General features: G+C 72.2%; 13 protein-coding genes. 8 read left to right on the forward strand and 5 right to left on the reverse strand.

Annotation, left to right across the window (positions count from 1 at the left end; genetic code table 11):
* The first annotated feature begins 26 nt into the window (after nucleotides 1–26).
* The 3 genes from ACFY9E_RS05150 to ACFY9E_RS05160 all read left to right on the forward strand — a co-directional run bounded on the left by ACFY9E_RS05150 (nucleotide 27) and on the right by ACFY9E_RS05160 (nucleotide 1,922).
* Nucleotides 27–248, forward strand: coding sequence for an NAD(P)H-binding protein (locus ACFY9E_RS05150; protein WP_390979417.1), 222 nt, complete (start codon nucleotides 27–29; stop codon nucleotides 246–248).
* Between the two features lie 167 nt (nucleotides 249–415).
* Nucleotides 416–985, forward strand: coding sequence for an isochorismatase family protein (locus ACFY9E_RS05155; RefSeq protein ID WP_390980309.1), 570 nt, complete (start codon nucleotides 416–418; stop codon nucleotides 983–985).
* A 52-nt stretch (nucleotides 986–1,037) separates the two neighbouring features.
* Nucleotides 1,038–1,922, forward strand: a complete 885-nt coding sequence (locus ACFY9E_RS05160) for a GNAT family N-acetyltransferase (RefSeq protein ID WP_390979419.1) — start codon at nucleotides 1,038–1,040, stop codon at nucleotides 1,920–1,922.
* A 43-nt stretch (nucleotides 1,923–1,965) separates the two neighbouring features.
* Here the strand turns inward: ACFY9E_RS05160 and ACFY9E_RS05165 are convergent, their stop codons facing one another.
* Together ACFY9E_RS05165 and ACFY9E_RS05170 are read right to left on the reverse strand one after the other, a co-directional pair.
* A complete protein-coding gene (locus ACFY9E_RS05165; protein ID WP_390979421.1) occupies nucleotides 1,966–2,463 on the reverse strand; it encodes an ATP-binding protein in 498 nt (165 codons plus the stop codon).
* A 48-nt stretch (nucleotides 2,464–2,511) separates the two neighbouring features.
* Nucleotides 2,512–3,825 carry an MFS transporter gene (locus ACFY9E_RS05170; RefSeq protein WP_390979422.1) on the reverse strand — a complete coding sequence of 438 codons (1,314 nt, stop codon included), beginning with the start codon at nucleotides 3,823–3,825 and terminating at the stop codon, nucleotides 2,512–2,514.
* A gap of 98 nt (nucleotides 3,826–3,923) precedes the next feature.
* Here ACFY9E_RS05170 and ACFY9E_RS05175 point away from each other — a divergent pair, with 98 nt between their 5' ends.
* The 5 genes from ACFY9E_RS05175 to argG all read left to right on the forward strand — a co-directional run bounded on the left by ACFY9E_RS05175 (nucleotide 3,924) and on the right by argG (nucleotide 11,708).
* Complete coding sequence (locus tag ACFY9E_RS05175; protein ID WP_390979424.1) at nucleotides 3,924–5,009, forward strand: DUF5937 family protein; 1,086 nt, start codon at nucleotides 3,924–3,926, stop codon at nucleotides 5,007–5,009.
* A 181-nt stretch (nucleotides 5,010–5,190) separates the two neighbouring features.
* Nucleotides 5,191–6,999 (forward strand): methylmalonyl-CoA mutase family protein, encoded by a 1,809-nt coding sequence (locus tag ACFY9E_RS05180; protein WP_390979426.1) that lies wholly within the window; start codon nucleotides 5,191–5,193, stop codon nucleotides 6,997–6,999.
* Complete coding sequence (gene scpA / locus ACFY9E_RS05185) at nucleotides 6,999–9,191, forward strand: methylmalonyl-CoA mutase (protein WP_390979428.1); 2,193 nt, start codon at nucleotides 6,999–7,001, stop codon at nucleotides 9,189–9,191. The genes ACFY9E_RS05180 and scpA overlap by 1 nt, the downstream gene beginning before the upstream one ends.
* Nucleotides 9,188–10,180, forward strand: a complete 993-nt coding sequence (meaB, locus tag ACFY9E_RS05190; protein WP_390979430.1) for a methylmalonyl Co-A mutase-associated GTPase MeaB — start codon at nucleotides 9,188–9,190, stop codon at nucleotides 10,178–10,180. The genes scpA and meaB overlap by 4 nt, the downstream gene beginning before the upstream one ends.
* A 73-nt stretch (nucleotides 10,181–10,253) precedes the next feature.
* Entirely contained in the window at nucleotides 10,254–11,708 is a 1,455-nt protein-coding gene (gene argG, locus ACFY9E_RS05195; RefSeq protein ID WP_390979432.1) for an argininosuccinate synthase, read from the forward strand.
* A gap of 98 nt (nucleotides 11,709–11,806) precedes the next feature.
* Here the strand turns inward: argG and ACFY9E_RS05200 are convergent, their stop codons facing one another.
* The 3 genes from ACFY9E_RS05200 to ACFY9E_RS05210 all read right to left on the reverse strand — a co-directional run bounded on the left by ACFY9E_RS05200 (nucleotide 11,807) and on the right by ACFY9E_RS05210 (nucleotide 15,319).
* Nucleotides 11,807–12,178: a hypothetical protein gene (locus ACFY9E_RS05200; RefSeq protein WP_390979434.1), complete on the reverse strand. Its 372-nt coding sequence runs from the start codon at nucleotides 12,176–12,178 to the stop codon at nucleotides 11,807–11,809.
* Between the two features lie 147 nt (nucleotides 12,179–12,325).
* Nucleotides 12,326–13,759: a Re/Si-specific NAD(P)(+) transhydrogenase subunit beta gene (gene pntB / locus ACFY9E_RS05205; RefSeq protein ID WP_390979436.1), complete on the reverse strand. Its 1,434-nt coding sequence runs from the start codon at nucleotides 13,757–13,759 to the stop codon at nucleotides 12,326–12,328.
* 6 nt (nucleotides 13,760–13,765) lie between these two features.
* Complete coding sequence (locus ACFY9E_RS05210) at nucleotides 13,766–15,319, reverse strand: Re/Si-specific NAD(P)(+) transhydrogenase subunit alpha (protein WP_390979438.1); 1,554 nt, start codon at nucleotides 15,317–15,319, stop codon at nucleotides 13,766–13,768.
* Nucleotides 15,320–15,415 lie beyond the last annotated feature (96 nt).

The raw sequence follows: 15,415 nt of genomic DNA on the forward strand, positions 1-15,415 counted from the left end.
CGCCGCGAGCAGCCGGCCGGCACGGCGTGGAGCTCGCCGAGAAGGCCATCCGCTCCAGCGGTCCGGACCGGACGCTGGTCCACCCGACCATGCTGACCAAGGACCCCGCCCGGGGCAGCTACTGCGTCGGAGAGCGTCTGCCGATGAGGGGCCACCCGAAGATCAGCCGCGCGGACGTCGCCGGCTTCCCGCACAGGGCGGCCCGCGGCACCGAGTGGAGCCGGCGCGACGCCGTCAGCACGGACTGACGGCCTCCGGGCAGGTTGTTACGTCCGCCGCGCCGCCGGGTACTCAGCAGTGCGTTCCCGGCACCCGCACCACACGCTCCACTCGGGAGATCCGATGCTCCGACTTCCGCCCCGACCAGAACGCGCCGCCCCCCATGAGTGACAGCACCGGACGGACGGTGGAGGGCATGGAACGAGGCGCGGACCCGACGCGGTCGGCTCTGATCGTGATCGACATGATCAACACCTACGACCACGAGGACGCCGAGCTCCTCGTGCCGTCCGTCGAAGAGATCGTGCCCGTCCTGACCGAGCTGCTCGGCCGGGCCCGCGAGGCGGACGTTCCCGTGATCTACGTGAACGACAACTTCGGGCTGTGGCGCTCGCACCACGGAGAGCTGCTGGACGCGGCCCTGTCCCAGCCGAACGCCCACCTGATCGAGCCGATCCGGCCCGACGACCAGTCGCTCTTCGTCATGAAGGCCCGCCACTCGGTCTTCTTCGAGACGCCCCTGTCGTACCTCCTGTGGAGCCTGAACGTCGGGCACGTGGTCCTGACCGGGCAGGTCACCGAGCAGTGCGTCCTCTACTCCGCCCTGGACGCACACATCCGTCACCTGGAGGTGACGGTGCCGAAGGACGCCGTCGCCTCCATCCACCCCCATCTGGCGTCCGCGGCGCTGGAGATGATGGAGCGCAACATGGGCGCCCGGATCATCACGGCGAAGGAGACCGACTTCGCGCCCCACGCCCCGTGAGAAGCCGAGCCGGCCCTTTGCCGCGCCGCCCTTACCTGACTAGGGTCAGAGAATGGCGAGGGAGCAGGTGGAGCAGGTACGGCGGTTCAACCGGACGGTCGCCGAGCGGGTGGGAGTGCTGCACGACCGGTATCTGGGCGGGGCCCGTCCCTACGGGCAGGCCCGGCTGCTCTGGCAGATCGGCGACGGCGGCACGCACGACGTGCGCGGCGTACGGGAGCGGCTCGGTCTCGACTCCGGCTATGTGAGCCGGCTGCTGCGGGCGCTCGAGCGCGACGGTCTGGTCGCCGTCGAGCCCCACCCCCGCGACCGGCGGGTCCGCACCGTGCGGCTGACCGAGGCCGGGCAGCGGGAGCGTGCTCTGCTCGACGACCGCAGCGACGCACTCGCCGCCTCGCTCCTCGAACCGCTCGACGCCCGGCAGCGGGAGCGACTGACCGCCGCCATGGCCGAGGTCGAGCGGTTGCTGACCGCCTCGACGGTCTCCCTGGAAGAGGTCGACCCCGGCCACCCGGACGCCGCGTACTGCCTGCGGTCCTACGCCGCCGAGCTGCGGGAGCTCTTCGACGGCGGCTTCGACCCCGCGCACAGCCTGCTGCCCGACCCGGGCGAGCTGCGGGCGCCGCGCGGGGTGTTCCTCGTCGCCCGGTTGCACGGCGAGCCTGTGGGCTGCGCCGGGCTCAAGCTGCCGGCCGGGGCCCCCGCGGAGATCAAGCGGTTGTGGGTCCACCCCCGGACCCGGGGACTGGGCCTGGCCCGCCGCCTGCTGTCCGAACTCGAGGCCCGCGCCGCCCGGCACGGCAGCGACCGGGTGCGGCTCGACACCAACAAGGCCCTGGAAGCGGCCACTCGTCTCTACCGCGGCAGCGGGTACATCGAGGTCCCCGCCTTCAACGACGAGCCCTACGCCCACCACTGGTTCGAGAAGCGGCTGTAGAACGGCGGGTGCACCGAGGTCGGCGGCGGTCGCGGCGCAGGCGTCAGGCGGCCGAGCCGGCTTCGACCACCGCTCCGGTGTCGGCGTCGGCATCGGTGTCCTCGTCCGGCACCGGGCGCAGGTAGGCGGTGATCTGCTTGCCGTCGCCGAGGGGTGCGACGGCGACATCGGTGCTGACCGTGTGCACCACGTGCATCCCGTGGCCGCCGAAGCGCTGCCCGTCGCGCTGCCTGACCACCGGCCGTTCCGCCGAGGTGTCCCACACCGTGACGGCCAGTTCGTCGTCGGACAGCAGAAGGATCATCCCGCAGGGGCCGGGAGCGTGCCGGATCGCGTTGGTGACCAGTTCGCTGACGACCAGTTCGGCGTCGATCGCCAGCGGGGCCGGTACGGGAGGGCGGCCGGTGCGCGGTACGTACGCCAGGAATGCCTGCAGGGCCCGGCGCGCCTCGACAGCGCAAGCTGCGCCTTCTGCCCAGACCGCGCCGCAGCGCAGGTGGGTCTGCTCGTCCGCGCCCGGCTCATCTGCCGCCTGCTTCATAAGCGGGATGACCATATGGGGGGGCTCTTTCGTTGTTGTTCGTGTTGCTCAGGGGTCTTTCGGTCGTTCGCCTACCCCGGCGTGGACCGCGCATACTGCCGGCGGCCCGCCGTTCCGGTGTGCTCTGCGCCGCAGTCGCCCAGCCGCGTTCCCCGGTCGTCCTTCCCGGTCGTCCTTCCCGGTGGCGACGGCCGAGGCGGACAGGAGCGTCGCGGCGGCGAGGCTGCCCCAGAGGGCGGTCGGGCCGTGGGGGGCCAGAGCGGTGATGACCGTCGGGGAGACGGCGAGGCCGAGGCCCGAGGAGAGCTCGAAGCGGGCGAGGGTGCGGCCCAGGGCGTGGGCGGGGGCGAGGTGGGTGACCAGCGCGATGGCGCTGCCCGCGTAGAGGATCTCGCCGAGGGTGCAGACCACGGACACCGCGGCGACGGCCGGGGCGCCCCAGCCGGACCCCAGGGAGGCGGCCGCGAGGAAGCCGAGGTAGGACGCGGTGAGGACGACGCCGGCGAGCGCCAGGACGGTCCGCCGGGCGAAGCGGGACATCAGGACGGTGAGCGGCACCTGCAGGGTGACCACCAGGACCGTGTTGGTCACGAAGACGGCCGCCGACCACACCGGTGACGCGTGCAACTGGGTCACCAGGATCAGCGGGAGCGCGATCTCGGGGACGTTGAGGCAGAAGACGTAGACGACGTTGGCGGCCGGCAGCGCGCGCATCCGGGGCGCGGGACGGTGGGCCGGGTCGTCGTCCGGCGCGGCGGCCGGGTGCGCGCGCAGGTGGACCGACCAGGCCAGGGCCGCCGCGGTGAGACAGGCGAGTCCGGTGACGGCGGCCAGCGCCCGCAGGGCGGGGGCGCCGCCGGTCAGGCACACGGTGGCGACGAGCGCGCCCACGCCCAGGCCGGCGTTGCGCAGGGCGCGGCCCGCGGCGAGAGCGGCGTCGCGTTCCCGGCCGTGGGAGACCGTGGCCACGACGGCCGCGTGTGCGGCGGGCCATGCCTGGTTGCCGACGCCGAGGAAGAGCGCCGCCGTCGCGAACGTCCAGACGTGCCCCGAGGGGGTGGCCAGCAGCAGTGCGACACCCAGGACACGCACCAGCATCGACGCGGCCACGACCGTGCTGCGGGCGCCCCGGTCCAGCCAGCGGCCGACCGCGGGCATGCACACCAGGCCCGCGACGATGCCGGCTGTCATGGCGAGGCCGGTGACCGGTGCGGACAGCCGCAGCACCAGCACTCCGTAGAGCAGCAGGAAGGGCCGCAGCAGGCCGGTGCCGAGCGCGTCCACGGCGAGGGCGACGGCGTAGCGGGGGCCTCCGCAGGCGCGGACGAGGGCGCGGGGCCGGATCTTGGTGGTGGTTGCCATGGCGTCACGGTGCGTGCGGCGGCCGGTCCGGGCACGTCGCTTGACGGTCATCGTCAACCGTCGCCGGCTCCGGGCACCCGGCCCCTGATGATGGGGGGATGACGTTGAGGATCGACATCGGCGGACTGCCGTCCGGGGGTCTGCGGTTCGCCGCCTCCCCGCTGGCCGAGCTGACCGCGATGCTGCACGTCCTGGCCGAACCCGGGCATCATCCGCAGCACTCCGGCTGGGCCGCGGACGTCTGGGCCGGGCTGCGGCCGGAGCTGGCCGAGCGGCTCAGGGAGGCCGAGTTCCTCTGGCGGTCCTCACAGGCCGACTTCCTGCTCCCCGCCCGGCCCCGGCCGACCCTCGCCGAGGAGCTGGACGACGTGGACCGGATCGACGACGACACGTATGTGACCGCCGCACTCGTCACGACGTGCGGCAGTACCCGGGCCCCCCTCGGCGCGCCGTCGCCGCTGGCCGACGCGGCCGCGCGCGAGCGCGCCCTGGACCTGGCCCAGGCCCGCGGCCTGCGGCAGGAGGCCTTCGCGGAGCGGCTGCTCACCGACCCGGCGGCCGTGCGGGCCCGTGTGCGCCACACCCTCGAACAGTGCGCCGAAGCCTTCTTCGACGCGGCCTGGGCGGGCGTCGCGGTGCGGCTCGCCACCGACCTGCGCGTGAAGAACGACCTGCTGAGGCGCCAGGGCATCGGGGCGGCTCTGGCATCGGTCTCCGGGGCGGTCACCCTGGCGCCGGACGGTGACTGCATCGTCGTGGACAAGCTGCAGGACAAGGCGACCACCGCCGACGGCACCGGGGTGACCTTCATTCCCAGCGTCCACGGCCGCCCGCACCTGGTGGCGGTCCACGCGCCGGGGTGGCAGCCGGTGGTGCAGTACCCGGTGGCCGAGCCGGATCCGTCGGAGCCGGTGCCGCTGGACACGGTCACCCTGCGGCTGGAGGCGCTCGCGCATCCGGTACGGCTGCGGCTCCTGCGCACCCTGGCCCGCGGCCCGCACACCACCGGCGAGCTGGCCCACGTCTGGGGACTCACGCCTCCGGAGGTCTCCCGCCACCTGGCCCTGCTGCGCCGGGCGGGCCTGCTCACCACCCGCCGGCACGGCCGTTACGTCCGCAACACCCTCGACGTGCCCGCGCTGACGGCACTGGGCACCGACCTGCTGACGGCCGTACTGCGCTGAGCCGCCGCGGCCCGGCACGGCGCTCTCCCAACGAAACCCGCCCCCACGGGCGGATCGGTCGCTAGCATGAGCGACGATCCCGGCCGCGACGGCGGGGAGAGCGAGGTCACAGTCAGGGCGAGGGCAAGGTCACAGCCGCACCCTCTGCTGCTCGTTCGTGTCCGTGACCTAGCATCCGAGCATGACGGTCCTGCCTGACGACGGGCTTGAACTGGCCGGCGAGTTCCCTGACGTGCCCCATGAGCAGTGGCAGCGCCTTGTGGCGGGTGTGCTGCGCAAATCGGGCAAGGACGTCGAGGGGGCCGAGGCCGAGGAAGCCCTGTCCACCGCGTTGGAGGACGGGTTGCGTACCCGCCCCCTCTACACCGCCCGTGACTCCGCACCCGAGCCGGGTTTCCCCGGTTTCGCCCCCTTTGTGCGCGGTGGCCGTGCCGAGGGGAACACGGTCGGCGGCTGGGACGTACGGCAACGGCACTCCGCGGCCGACCGTGACGCGGTGCTCGGTGACCTCGAGAACGGTGTCACCTCTCTCTGGCTGACGGTCGGGGAGGGCGGCATCGCGGTGCCGGACCTCGGCCGGGTCCTCGACGGCGTCTATCTCGATCTGGCGCCCGTCGTCCTCGACGCGGGGTGTGAAACCGAGCCCGCCGCGCGGGAGTTGCTGCGGGTGTACGAGGAGCGGGGTGTCGCCCGGGACGCGGCGCGCGGCAATCTGGGCGCGGATCCGCTCGGGCACGAGGCCCGCACCGGCCGGCCCGGCGATGCCGCGCCTGCGGCGGAGCTCGCGCGGCTGTGCGCCGGGCAGTACCCGGGGCTGCGGGCGCTGACCGTGGACGCGCTGCCCTATCACGAGGCCGGTGGTTCGGCGGCCCAGGAGCTGGGCTGCTCGCTGGCCACCGCGGTGGCGTATCTGCGGGAGCTGACCGGGGCCGGGCTGGATGTCGAACAGGCCTGTGGGCAACTGGAGTTCCGGTACGCGGCGACCGCCGACCAGTTCCTGACGATCGCCAAGCTGCGCGCCGCGCGCCGGCTGTGGGCCCGGGTGGCCGAGGTCTGCGGGGCACCGCGCGCGGGAGCGCAGCTCCAGCACGTCGTCACCTCGCCGGTGATGATGACGCGCCGCGACCCGTGGGTGAACATGCTGCGCACCACCATCGCCACGCTGGCCGCCGGGGCCGGCGGTGCCGACGCGGTGACCGTGCTGCCCTTCGACCACGCCCTCGGCCTGCCGGACGCGTTCGCGCGGCGGATCGCCCGCAACACCTCCACCATCCTCATCGAGGAGTCGCACCTGTCCCGGGTCATCGACCCGGCGGGCGGCTCCTGGTACGTGGAGCGGCTCACCGACGAACTCGCCCACGCCGGCTGGGAGTTCTTCCAGCGGATCGAGCGGCTCGGCGGCATGGCGGCCGCCCTGCGCTCGGGCGACGTCGGGCGGGATCTCGCCGAGACCTGGCAGGCCCGCACGGCCGGGCTGGCCAAGCGGCGCGAACCCGTCACCGGTGTCAGCGAGTTCCCGTTCCTCGCGGAGAAGCCGGTCGTCCGCGCGAGCGCGCCCGAGCCGCGCTCCGGAGGGCTGCCGCGCGTACGCCGTGACGAGGCGTACGAGACACTGCGCGCCCGGTCCGACGCCCACCTCGCCGCGACCGGCTCCCGGCCCCGGATCTACCTCGCCGCGCTCGGCCCGGCCGCCGCGCACACCGCACGCCTCACCTTCGCCTCGAACCTCTTCCAGGCCGGCGGCATCGAGCCGGTCACGGAGGGCACCTTCGAGGAGAGCGGGGCGACGGAGGCCGTGCTGTGCTCCAGCGACGCGCTGTACGCGGAGCGGGCCGAGGCCACCGTCCAGGAGCTGAAGGCCGCCGGGGCACGGCATGTGTTCCTCGCGGGCCGCCCCGGGGAGTACCCCGGTGTCGACGACCACGTCTTCGCGGGCTGCGACGCCGTGGCCGTGCTGTCCGCGACCCTCGACCGCATGGGAGTGTCCTGATGTCCGCCCCTACCGGCCCGTCCGTCCCCGACTTCTCCGGGATCGAGCTGGGCACCCCGGCCCCCGACGGTGGCGCCGACGAGTGGCGCACGGCGGTCAAGAACGCGTCCGGCGGGGACGACCTGCTCTGGGAGACCCCGGAGGGCATCGCCGTCAAACCGCTCTACACCGGCCGTGACCTGGAGGGCCTGGACTTCCTGGACACCTACCCGGGTGCGGCGCCGTTCCTGCGCGGCCCGTACCCGACGATGTACGCCAACCAGCCCTGGACCATCCGCCAGTACGCCGGCTTCTCCACGGCCGAGGAGTCCAACGCGTTCTACCGGCGCAACCTCGCGGCCGGGCAGAAGGGTCTGTCGGTCGCCTTCGACCTGCCCACGCACCGGGGTTACGACAGCGACCACCCGCGGGTGACCGGTGACGTCGGCATGGCGGGCGTGGCGATCGACTCGATCTACGACATGCGGCAGCTGTTCGACGGCATCCCGCTGGACAAGATGACCGTGTCGATGACGATGAACGGCGCCGTGCTGCCGGTGCTCGCGCTGTACATCGTGGCGGCGGAGGAACAGGGCGTGCCGCCGGAGAAGCTGGCGGGGACCATCCAGAACGACATCCTCAAGGAGTTCATGGTCCGCAACACCTACATCTATCCGCCGAAGCCGTCGATGCGGATCATCTCCGACATCTTCGCCTTCACCTCGCAGCGGATGCCGCGCTACAACTCCATCTCCATCTCCGGCTACCACATCCAGGAGGCGGGTGCGACGGCCGATCTGGAGCTGGCGTACACGCTCGCGGACGGCGTGGAGTACATCCGCGCGGGACGTGAAGCCGGCCTGGACGTGGACGCGTTCGCGCCCCGACTGTCGTTCTTCTGGGCGATCGGCATGAACTTCTTCATGGAGATCGCCAAACTGCGGGCGGCGCGCCTGCTGTGGGCGAAGCTGGTGAGGCAGTTCGACCCGCAGAACGCCAAGTCGCTGTCCCTGCGCACCCATTCGCAGACCTCGGGCTGGTCGCTGACCGCGCAGGACGTCTTCAACAACGTGACGCGCACCTGCGTCGAGGCCATGGCGGCCACCCAGGGCCACACGCAGTCGCTGCACACCAACGCCCTCGACGAGGCGCTCGCCCTGCCCACCGACTTCTCGGCGCGCATCGCCCGCAACACGCAGCTGCTGCTCCAGCAGGAATCCGGCACGACCCGCGTGATCGACCCGTGGGGCGGCAGCGCGTACGTGGAGAAGCTGACGTACGACCTGGCCCGGCGCGCCTGGCAGCACATCGAGGAGGTCGAGGCCGCGGGCGGCATGGCCAAGGCCATCGACGCGGGCATCCCCAAGCTGCGCATCGAGGAGGCCGCGGCGCGCACGCAGGCCCGGATCGACTCGGGCCGCCAGCCCGTCATCGGCGTCAACAAGTACCGGGTGGAGACCGACGAGCAGATCGACGTCCTGAAGGTCGACAACTCCTCCGTGCGGGCGCAGCAGATCGAGAAGCTGCGGCGGCTGCGCGCGGAGCGGGACGAGCGGGCCTGCCAGGACGCGCTGGACGCGCTGACCCGGGCCGCCGGCGGCGGGGGCAACCTGCTGGAGCTGGCGGTGCACGCGGCCCGCGCCAAGGCCACGGTCGGGGAGATCTCCGACGCCCTGGAGAAGGTGTACGGCCGGCACGCGGGGCAGATCCGTACGATCTCCGGCGTGTACCGCAACGAAGCAGGGGAGTCTCCGTCCGTGGACCGCACCCGAGCGCTGGTCTCCGACTTCGAGGAGGCCGAGGGCCGCCGTCCGCGCATCCTGGTCGCGAAGATGGGCCAGGACGGCCACGACCGCGGCCAGAAGGTGATCGCCACGGCCTTCGCCGACCTCGGTTTCGACGTGGACGTCGGCCCGTTGTTCCAGACGCCCGCCGAGGTGGCCCGGCAGGCCGTCGAGGCGGACGTGCACATCGTCGGCGTCTCCTCGCTGGCGGCCGGTCACCTCACCCTCGTCCCGGCGCTGCGCGAGGCACTGGCCGAGGAGGGCCGCGAGGACATCGTGATCGTGGTCGGCGGCGTGATCCCGCCGCAGGACGTGCCGACGCTGCTGGAGATGGGCGCCGCGGCCGTCTTCCCGCCCGGGACGGTGATCCCGGACGCGGCGTACGACCTGGTGAAGCGGCTGTCGGACGACCTCGGGCACGACCTGTGATCGATGTCGACGCGTATGTGAAGGGCGTGCTCGACGGGAAGCGGGCGATCATCGCCCGTGCCATCACACTCGTCGAGTCGACCCGGCCGCAACACCGCGCGCTGGCCCAGGAGTTGCTGACCGCGCTGCTGCCGCACAGCGGCCGGGCCCGGCGGATCGGCGTCAGCGGGGTGCCCGGCGTAGGCAAGTCGACGTTCATCGACGCGTTCGGCACGCTGCTGACCTCGCTCGGGCACCGGGTGGCGGTCCTCGCCGTCGACCCGTCCTCCAGCCGTACGGGCGGCTCCATCCTGGGCGACAAGACCCGGATGGAGCGCCTGGCCGTGGACCCGGCGGCGTTCGTACGCCCCTCCCCCACCGCCGGCACGCTGGGCGGGGTCGCCAAGGCCACGCGCGAGTCGATCGTGGTGATGGAAGCGGCCGGCTACGACGTGGTCCTGGTGGAGACGGTCGGCGTGGGCCAGTCCGAGACGGCCGTGGCGAACATGGTCGACTCCTTCCTGCTGCTCACCCTGGCCCGCACGGGTGACCAGCTCCAGGGCATCAAGAAGGGCGTCCTGGAGCTGGCCGACGTGATCGCCGTCAACAAGGCGGACGGCCCGCACGAGCGTGACGCCCGTGCCGCCGCGCGGGAACTGGCGGGCGCGCTGCGGCTGATGCACGGCAAGGACGCGTTCTGGACCCCGCCGGTCCTGCACTGCAGCGCCCGCGAGTCGACGGGCCTGGACACCGTGTGGGAGCGCCTGGAACAGCACCGCACCCTGCTGGACTCCACCGGCCGCCTCACCGCCAAGCGCCGCGATCAGCAGGTCGACTGGACCTGGAGCATGGTCCGCGACGAACTCCTCGGCCGCCTCACCGCCGATCCGGCGGTACGGGCGCTGGCGCCGGTGCTGGAGCGGCGGGTCCGGGAGGGCGAGCTGACCCCGACGCTGGCCGCGGAGCGGATCCTCGGCGCGCTCGGGGGTTCCGGGGCGGCGGGTTCCTGAAGCGGCAGCCGGCCGTACGGCGATTTCGCATACCCGGCTTGCATGACTATGCAAAGTGATACATACTCTTTCTATGTCCAAGGTCCTCACCTCCCTGCCCGCCGGCGAGCGCGTCGGCATCGCCTTCTCGGGCGGTCTCGACACCTCCGTCGCGGTCGCGTGGATGCGCGACAAGGGCGCCGTCCCGTGCACCTACACCGCCGACATCGGCCAGTACGACGAGCCCGACATCGCCTCGGTGCCCGGCCGTGCCCAGACCTACGGCGCCGAGATCGCGCGTCTGGTCGACTGCCGCGCGGCACTGGTCGAGGAGGGCCTGGCCGCGCTGACCTGCGGCGCGTTCCACATCCGCTCGGGCGGGCGGGCGTACTTCAACACCACCCCGCTCGGCCGCGCCGTCACCGGCACGCTGCTGGTCCGGGCGATGCTGGAGGACGACGTCCAGATCTGGGGCGACGGCTCGACCTTCAAGGGCAACGACATCGAGCGGTTCTACCGCTACGGCCTGCTCGCCAACCCGCACCTGCGGATCTACAAGCCCTGGCTGGACGCGGCCTTCGTGACCGAGCTCGGCGGCCGCAAGGAAATGTCGGAGTGGCTGCTCGCCCACGGCCTGCCCTACCGGGACAGCACGGAGAAGGCGTACTCCACGGACGCCAACATCTGGGGCGCCACCCACGAGGCCAAGACCCTGGAGCACCTGGACACCGGCGTCGAGACCGTCGAGCCGATCATGGGCGTGAAGTTCTGGGACCCGTCGGTCGAGATCGCCGCCGAGGACGTCACCATCGGCTTCGTCGAGGGCCGCCCGGTGGCGGTCAACGGCAAGGAGTTCGCCTCCCCCGTCGACCTGGTGATGGAGGCCAACGCCATCGGCGGCCGGCACGGCCTGGGCATGTCGGACCAGATCGAGAACCGCATCATCGAGGCCAAGAGCCGCGGCATCTACGAGGCCCCGGGCATGGCGCTGCTGCACGCCGCCTACGAGCGGCTGGTCAACGCCATCCACAACGAGGACACCGTCGCCCAGTACCACACCGAGGGCCGGCGCCTCGGCCGGCTGATGTACGAGGGCCGCTGGCTGGACCCGCAGGCACTGATGATCCGCGAGTCGCTCCAGCGCTGGGTCGGCGCGGCCGTCACCGGCGAGGTGACGCTGCGGCTGCGGCGCGGTGAGGACTACTCGATCCTCGACACCACGGGCCCGGCGTTCAGCTACCACCCGGACAAGCTGTCCATGGAGCGCACCGAGGACTCCGCGTTCGGCCCGGTGGACCGGATCGGCCAGCTCACCATGCGCAACCTGGACATCGCCGACTCCCGCGCCAAGCTGGAGCAGTACGCCGGCATCGGCCTGATCGGCACCGGCAGCCCCACCATCGGCGCCTCCCAGGCCGCCGCGACCGGGCTGATCGGCACCATGCCGGAGCTGCCCCAGGGCGGCGCCGAGGCCATCGCCTCCCGCGGCGCGGTCTCGGAGGAGGACGCCTGGCTGGACCGCGCGGCGATGGAGTCCGGCACGGACTGAGCCCACGGCACCGCCGGGAGGCCGGCCCGACATCGCGTCGGGCCGGCCTCCTCGCGCGCAGCCCGTACGGCACAGGGGCCGGCTCCGTGAAGCCCCCCTCACCGACCCTGGGCCGACGCGCCTGCGGTGGACACCTCCTGCGGCAGGCATCCTTCGACAACCCGCTGTTGCCCCATGGCGAAGGCGTCGACCCGCTCGGAGGCGCTTCCGTGGTCTCCTTCCTTCGTCCAGGAGGTCTTGTCGACGGCGCGGACGAGGGCCGTACGCAGCTCGTCGACGTCCCCTGACTCGAACACGACCGTCCCGTCCGGGGCGGCACCCGCGAGTTCCGCTCCGGCCAGGCAGTCCGCCTGCAATGCGCCGTCGATCGACCGCACTCGGACATCGAGACGGTTCTGAACCGCGTGCCCCCACTCGTGCGTGACGACCAGGTCCACGAACGCGTCTCCGTACCGGTAGCCGGAGCGCACGAGGTCGGTGTCCCAGTCGACGTAGTCCTCGCTCGTCGGGCAGTAGAAGGCGTTGTCGTCGGCCGGCGACCGCCCGTCACAGGTGGGGGCGCTCGGCGAAGCGCCGTCGTACGCGCCCAGGACCGTGGGCGGGACGTAGCCGCGCGTTCAGCGTGTCGTGCCGGCCATCTCCCGGGCGGGGGTGTCGAGGGCGTCGAGGCCGCGCAGGATGTCCTCCACGCGCTGCCTGGCGTCGCCGAAGAGCATCTGGGTGTTCTCGCGGAAGAACAGCGGGTTCTGCACGCCCGCGTAGCCGGCGGCCATGGAGCGCTTGAAGACGATCACATTGGCCGCCTCCCACACGTGCAGGACCGGCATGCCGGCGATGGGGCTGGACGGGTTGTCGGTGGCGGCCGGGTTGACCGTGTCGTTGGCGCCGATGACCAGGACGACCGAGGTGGCGGCGAAGTCGTCGTTGATCTCGTCCATCTCCAGGACGATGTCGTACGGCACGTTGGCCTCGGCGAGCAGCACGTTCATGTGCCCGGGCAGCCGGCCGGCGACGGGGTGGATGCCGAAGCGCACCTCCACGCCCCGCTCGCGCAGCTTGCGCGCCAGTTCGGCGACCGGGTACTGGGCCTGGGCGACGGCCATGCCGTAGCCCGGCGTGATGATGACGGAGGTGGCGTCGCGGAGCAGTTCGGCGGTCTCCTCGGCGTTGATCTCCCGGTGCTCGCCCTGCTCACCGTCGTCGGCGGTCGCCGCCGGTGTGCCGAATCCGCCCGCGATCACCGAGATGAAGGAGCGGTTCATCGCCTTGCACATGATGTACGACAGGTAGGCACCGGAGGAGCCGACCAGCGCGCCGGTGACGATGAGCAGGTTGTTGGCGAGCAGGAAGCCCGAGGCGGCGGCGGCCCAGCCGGAGTAGCTGTTGAGCATGGAGACGACCACCGGCATGTCACCGCCGCCGATGGAGGCGACCAGGTGCGCGCCGAGGGCGAGGGCGATCACGGTGACCGCGATGAGCAGGCCGATACCGGGGCGTACGACGAACGCCACCGTGAGCCCCACGAACGCGACGAGCGCGCCGATGTTGAGGACGTGCTTGCCGGGCAGCGTCAGCGGGCGGGAGTTGATGCGGGCCGAGAGCTTCAGGTAGGCGACGACGGAACCCGTGAAGGTGACGGCGCCGATGAACACCCCGATGAACACTTCGGCGTGGTGGATGCCCAGCAGCGAACCCGAGAGTTCGGCGTCGACGTCCAGGTAGCCGTTCCAGCCGACGAACGTGGCGGCGAGGCCGACGAGGCTGTGCATGATGGCGATCAGCTCCGGCATGCCGGTCATCTCGACGACCCGGGCCCGCCACAGGCCGATGCCCGCGCCGAGGGCCGTGGCGACGGCGATCAGCACGAGCCCGGTCGCGGTGATGCTGCGGGAGGCGAGCCCGACCGTGGCGGCCAGGGCGACGACCATGCCCGCGATGCCCCAGACGACTCCGGAACGCGAGGTCTTGTGCTGGGAGAGGCCGGCGAGGCTGAGGATGAACAGCAGCGCGGCGACGACGTAGGCGGCCTGGGCGGCCGTGTCTGTGGTCATCCCTGATCAGCCCTTCGAGAACATGCCGAGCATGCGGCGGGTGACGGCGAATCCGCCGAAGATGTTGATGCTCGCCAGCAGGATCGCGGCGAACGACAGCACGGTGACGGCGGTGTCGCCGTGCCCGATCTGCAGCAGTGCTCCGACCACGACGATGCCGGAGATGGCGTTGGTGACCGACATCAGCGGGGTGTGCAGCGCGTGGTGCACATTGCCGATGACGTAGAAGCCGATGACGATCGCCAGGACGAACACCGTGAAGTGGCCGAGGAGTTCGCTCGGTGAGAAGGCCGTCACCAGGAACAGTGCGAGCGCTCCGGCGGCGACGAGGGCGTACGAGGACCAAGCCGGGCGGGAGGACTTCGCCGGCGCCTCGGACGGGGCCGCGGCTTCCGGGGCCGGTGTGGCGGCGGGCGCGGCGGACACCTGGACCGGGGGCGGCGGCCAGGTCTTCTCGCCCTCGCGCACCACGGTCATCGAGCGCTGCACGACGTCGTCGAAGTCGAGGACGAGCCGGCCGTCCTTGCCGGGGGTGAGCAGCTTCAACAGGTTGACGATGTTCGTGCCGTACAGCTGTGAGGCCTGGGCGGGCAGCCGGCCGGGCAGGTCGGTGTAGCCGATGATCGTCACGTCGTTGTCGGTGACGACGGCCTTCCCGGCGACCGTGCCCTCGACGTTGCCGCCCTGGGCGGCCGCCATGTCGACGATCACGCTGCCCGGCTTCATGCGCGCGACGTCCTCGGCGGTGATCAGCCGCGGTGCCGGGCGGCCCGGGATGAGCGCGGTGGTGATGATGATGTCGACGTCGGCGGCCTGCTCGGCGTACAGCTGCGCCGCGAGCCGGTTGTAGTCGTCGGAAGTGGCCTTGGCGTAGCCGTCGGTGCTCACCTCCTGCTGGACGCCCACCGCGAGGAACTCCCCGCCCAGGGAGCGCACCTGCTCGGCCACCTCGGGACGGGGGTCGGTGGCGCGGACCACGGCACCGAGGCTGCGGGCCGCGCCGATCGCCGCGAGCCCCGCCACCCCGGCCCCGGCCACGAGCACCTTGGCGGGCGGCACCTTGCCGGCGGCGGTCACCTGGCCGGTGAAGAAGCGGCCGAAGGCGTGCGCGGCCTCGACGACGGCCCGGTACCCGGCGATGTTCGCCATCGAGCTGAGGACGTCCAGGGACTGGGCGCGCGAGATGCGCGGGACGGCGTCCATGGCAAGCACGGTGATCGGACGGCTCGCCAGTTCCTCGACCAGTTCCGGGTTGAGGGCGGGGCTGATCAGCGCGATCAGCGTCGCCCCGTCGCGCAGCCGGCCGATCTCCTCGCCGGAGGGGGCGTTGACCTTCAGCACGATCTCCGCCTGCCACGGGTCGCCGAGCCGGGCTCCCGCCTCCTCGTAGGCCGCGTCGGAGAAGCGGGACGAGGCTCCCGCTCCCGGTTCGACCGTCACGTCGTACCCGAGCGCGACGAGTCTCCCCACGGTGGCCGGCGTCGCCGCCACCCTGGTCTCGCCCGCAGTGGATTCGGCCGGTATGCCGATCCCCTGGGGTTGCGGTTCCGCTGGGACCATCGTCTGCCTCTCCCGTCGTTCGACTGCCTGTCCTCCTTGGTGCCCGCATCCTGCACCTTCGACGCGGCATCCGTGGCGGGCCGTGGTCACATGGCC

The organism is Streptomyces sp. NPDC012466, from assembly GCF_042955215.1.
Classification (GTDB): domain Bacteria; phylum Actinomycetota; class Actinomycetes; order Streptomycetales; family Streptomycetaceae; genus Streptomyces.

What these genes read in the sequence shown, in the direction of transcription:
- argG (WP_390979432.1), top strand. Translation starts at nt 10,254, where the DNA reads ATGTCCAAGGTCCTCACCTCCCTGCCCGCCGGCGAGCGCGTCGGCATC.
- ACFY9E_RS05175 (WP_390979424.1), top strand. Translation starts at nt 3,924, where the DNA reads ATGACGTTGAGGATCGACATCGGCGGACTGCCGTCCGGGGGTCTGCGG.
- ACFY9E_RS05160 (WP_390979419.1), top strand. Translation starts at nt 1,038, where the DNA reads ATGGCGAGGGAGCAGGTGGAGCAGGTACGGCGGTTCAACCGGACGGTC.
- ACFY9E_RS05165 (WP_390979421.1), bottom strand. Translation starts at nt 2,463, where the DNA reads ATGAAGCAGGCGGCAGATGAGCCGGGCGCGGACGAGCAGACCCACCTG.
- ACFY9E_RS05210 (WP_390979438.1), bottom strand. Translation starts at nt 15,319, where the DNA reads ATGGTCCCAGCGGAACCGCAACCCCAGGGGATCGGCATACCGGCCGAA.
- pntB (WP_390979436.1), bottom strand. Translation starts at nt 13,759, where the DNA reads ATGACCACAGACACGGCCGCCCAGGCCGCCTACGTCGTCGCCGCGCTG.
- scpA (WP_390979428.1), top strand. Translation starts at nt 6,999, where the DNA reads ATGTCCGCCCCTACCGGCCCGTCCGTCCCCGACTTCTCCGGGATCGAG.
- ACFY9E_RS05180 (WP_390979426.1), top strand. Translation starts at nt 5,191, where the DNA reads ATGACGGTCCTGCCTGACGACGGGCTTGAACTGGCCGGCGAGTTCCCT.
- ACFY9E_RS05170 (WP_390979422.1), bottom strand. Translation starts at nt 3,825, where the DNA reads ATGGCAACCACCACCAAGATCCGGCCCCGCGCCCTCGTCCGCGCCTGC.
- ACFY9E_RS05155 (WP_390980309.1), top strand. Translation starts at nt 416, where the DNA reads ATGGAACGAGGCGCGGACCCGACGCGGTCGGCTCTGATCGTGATCGAC.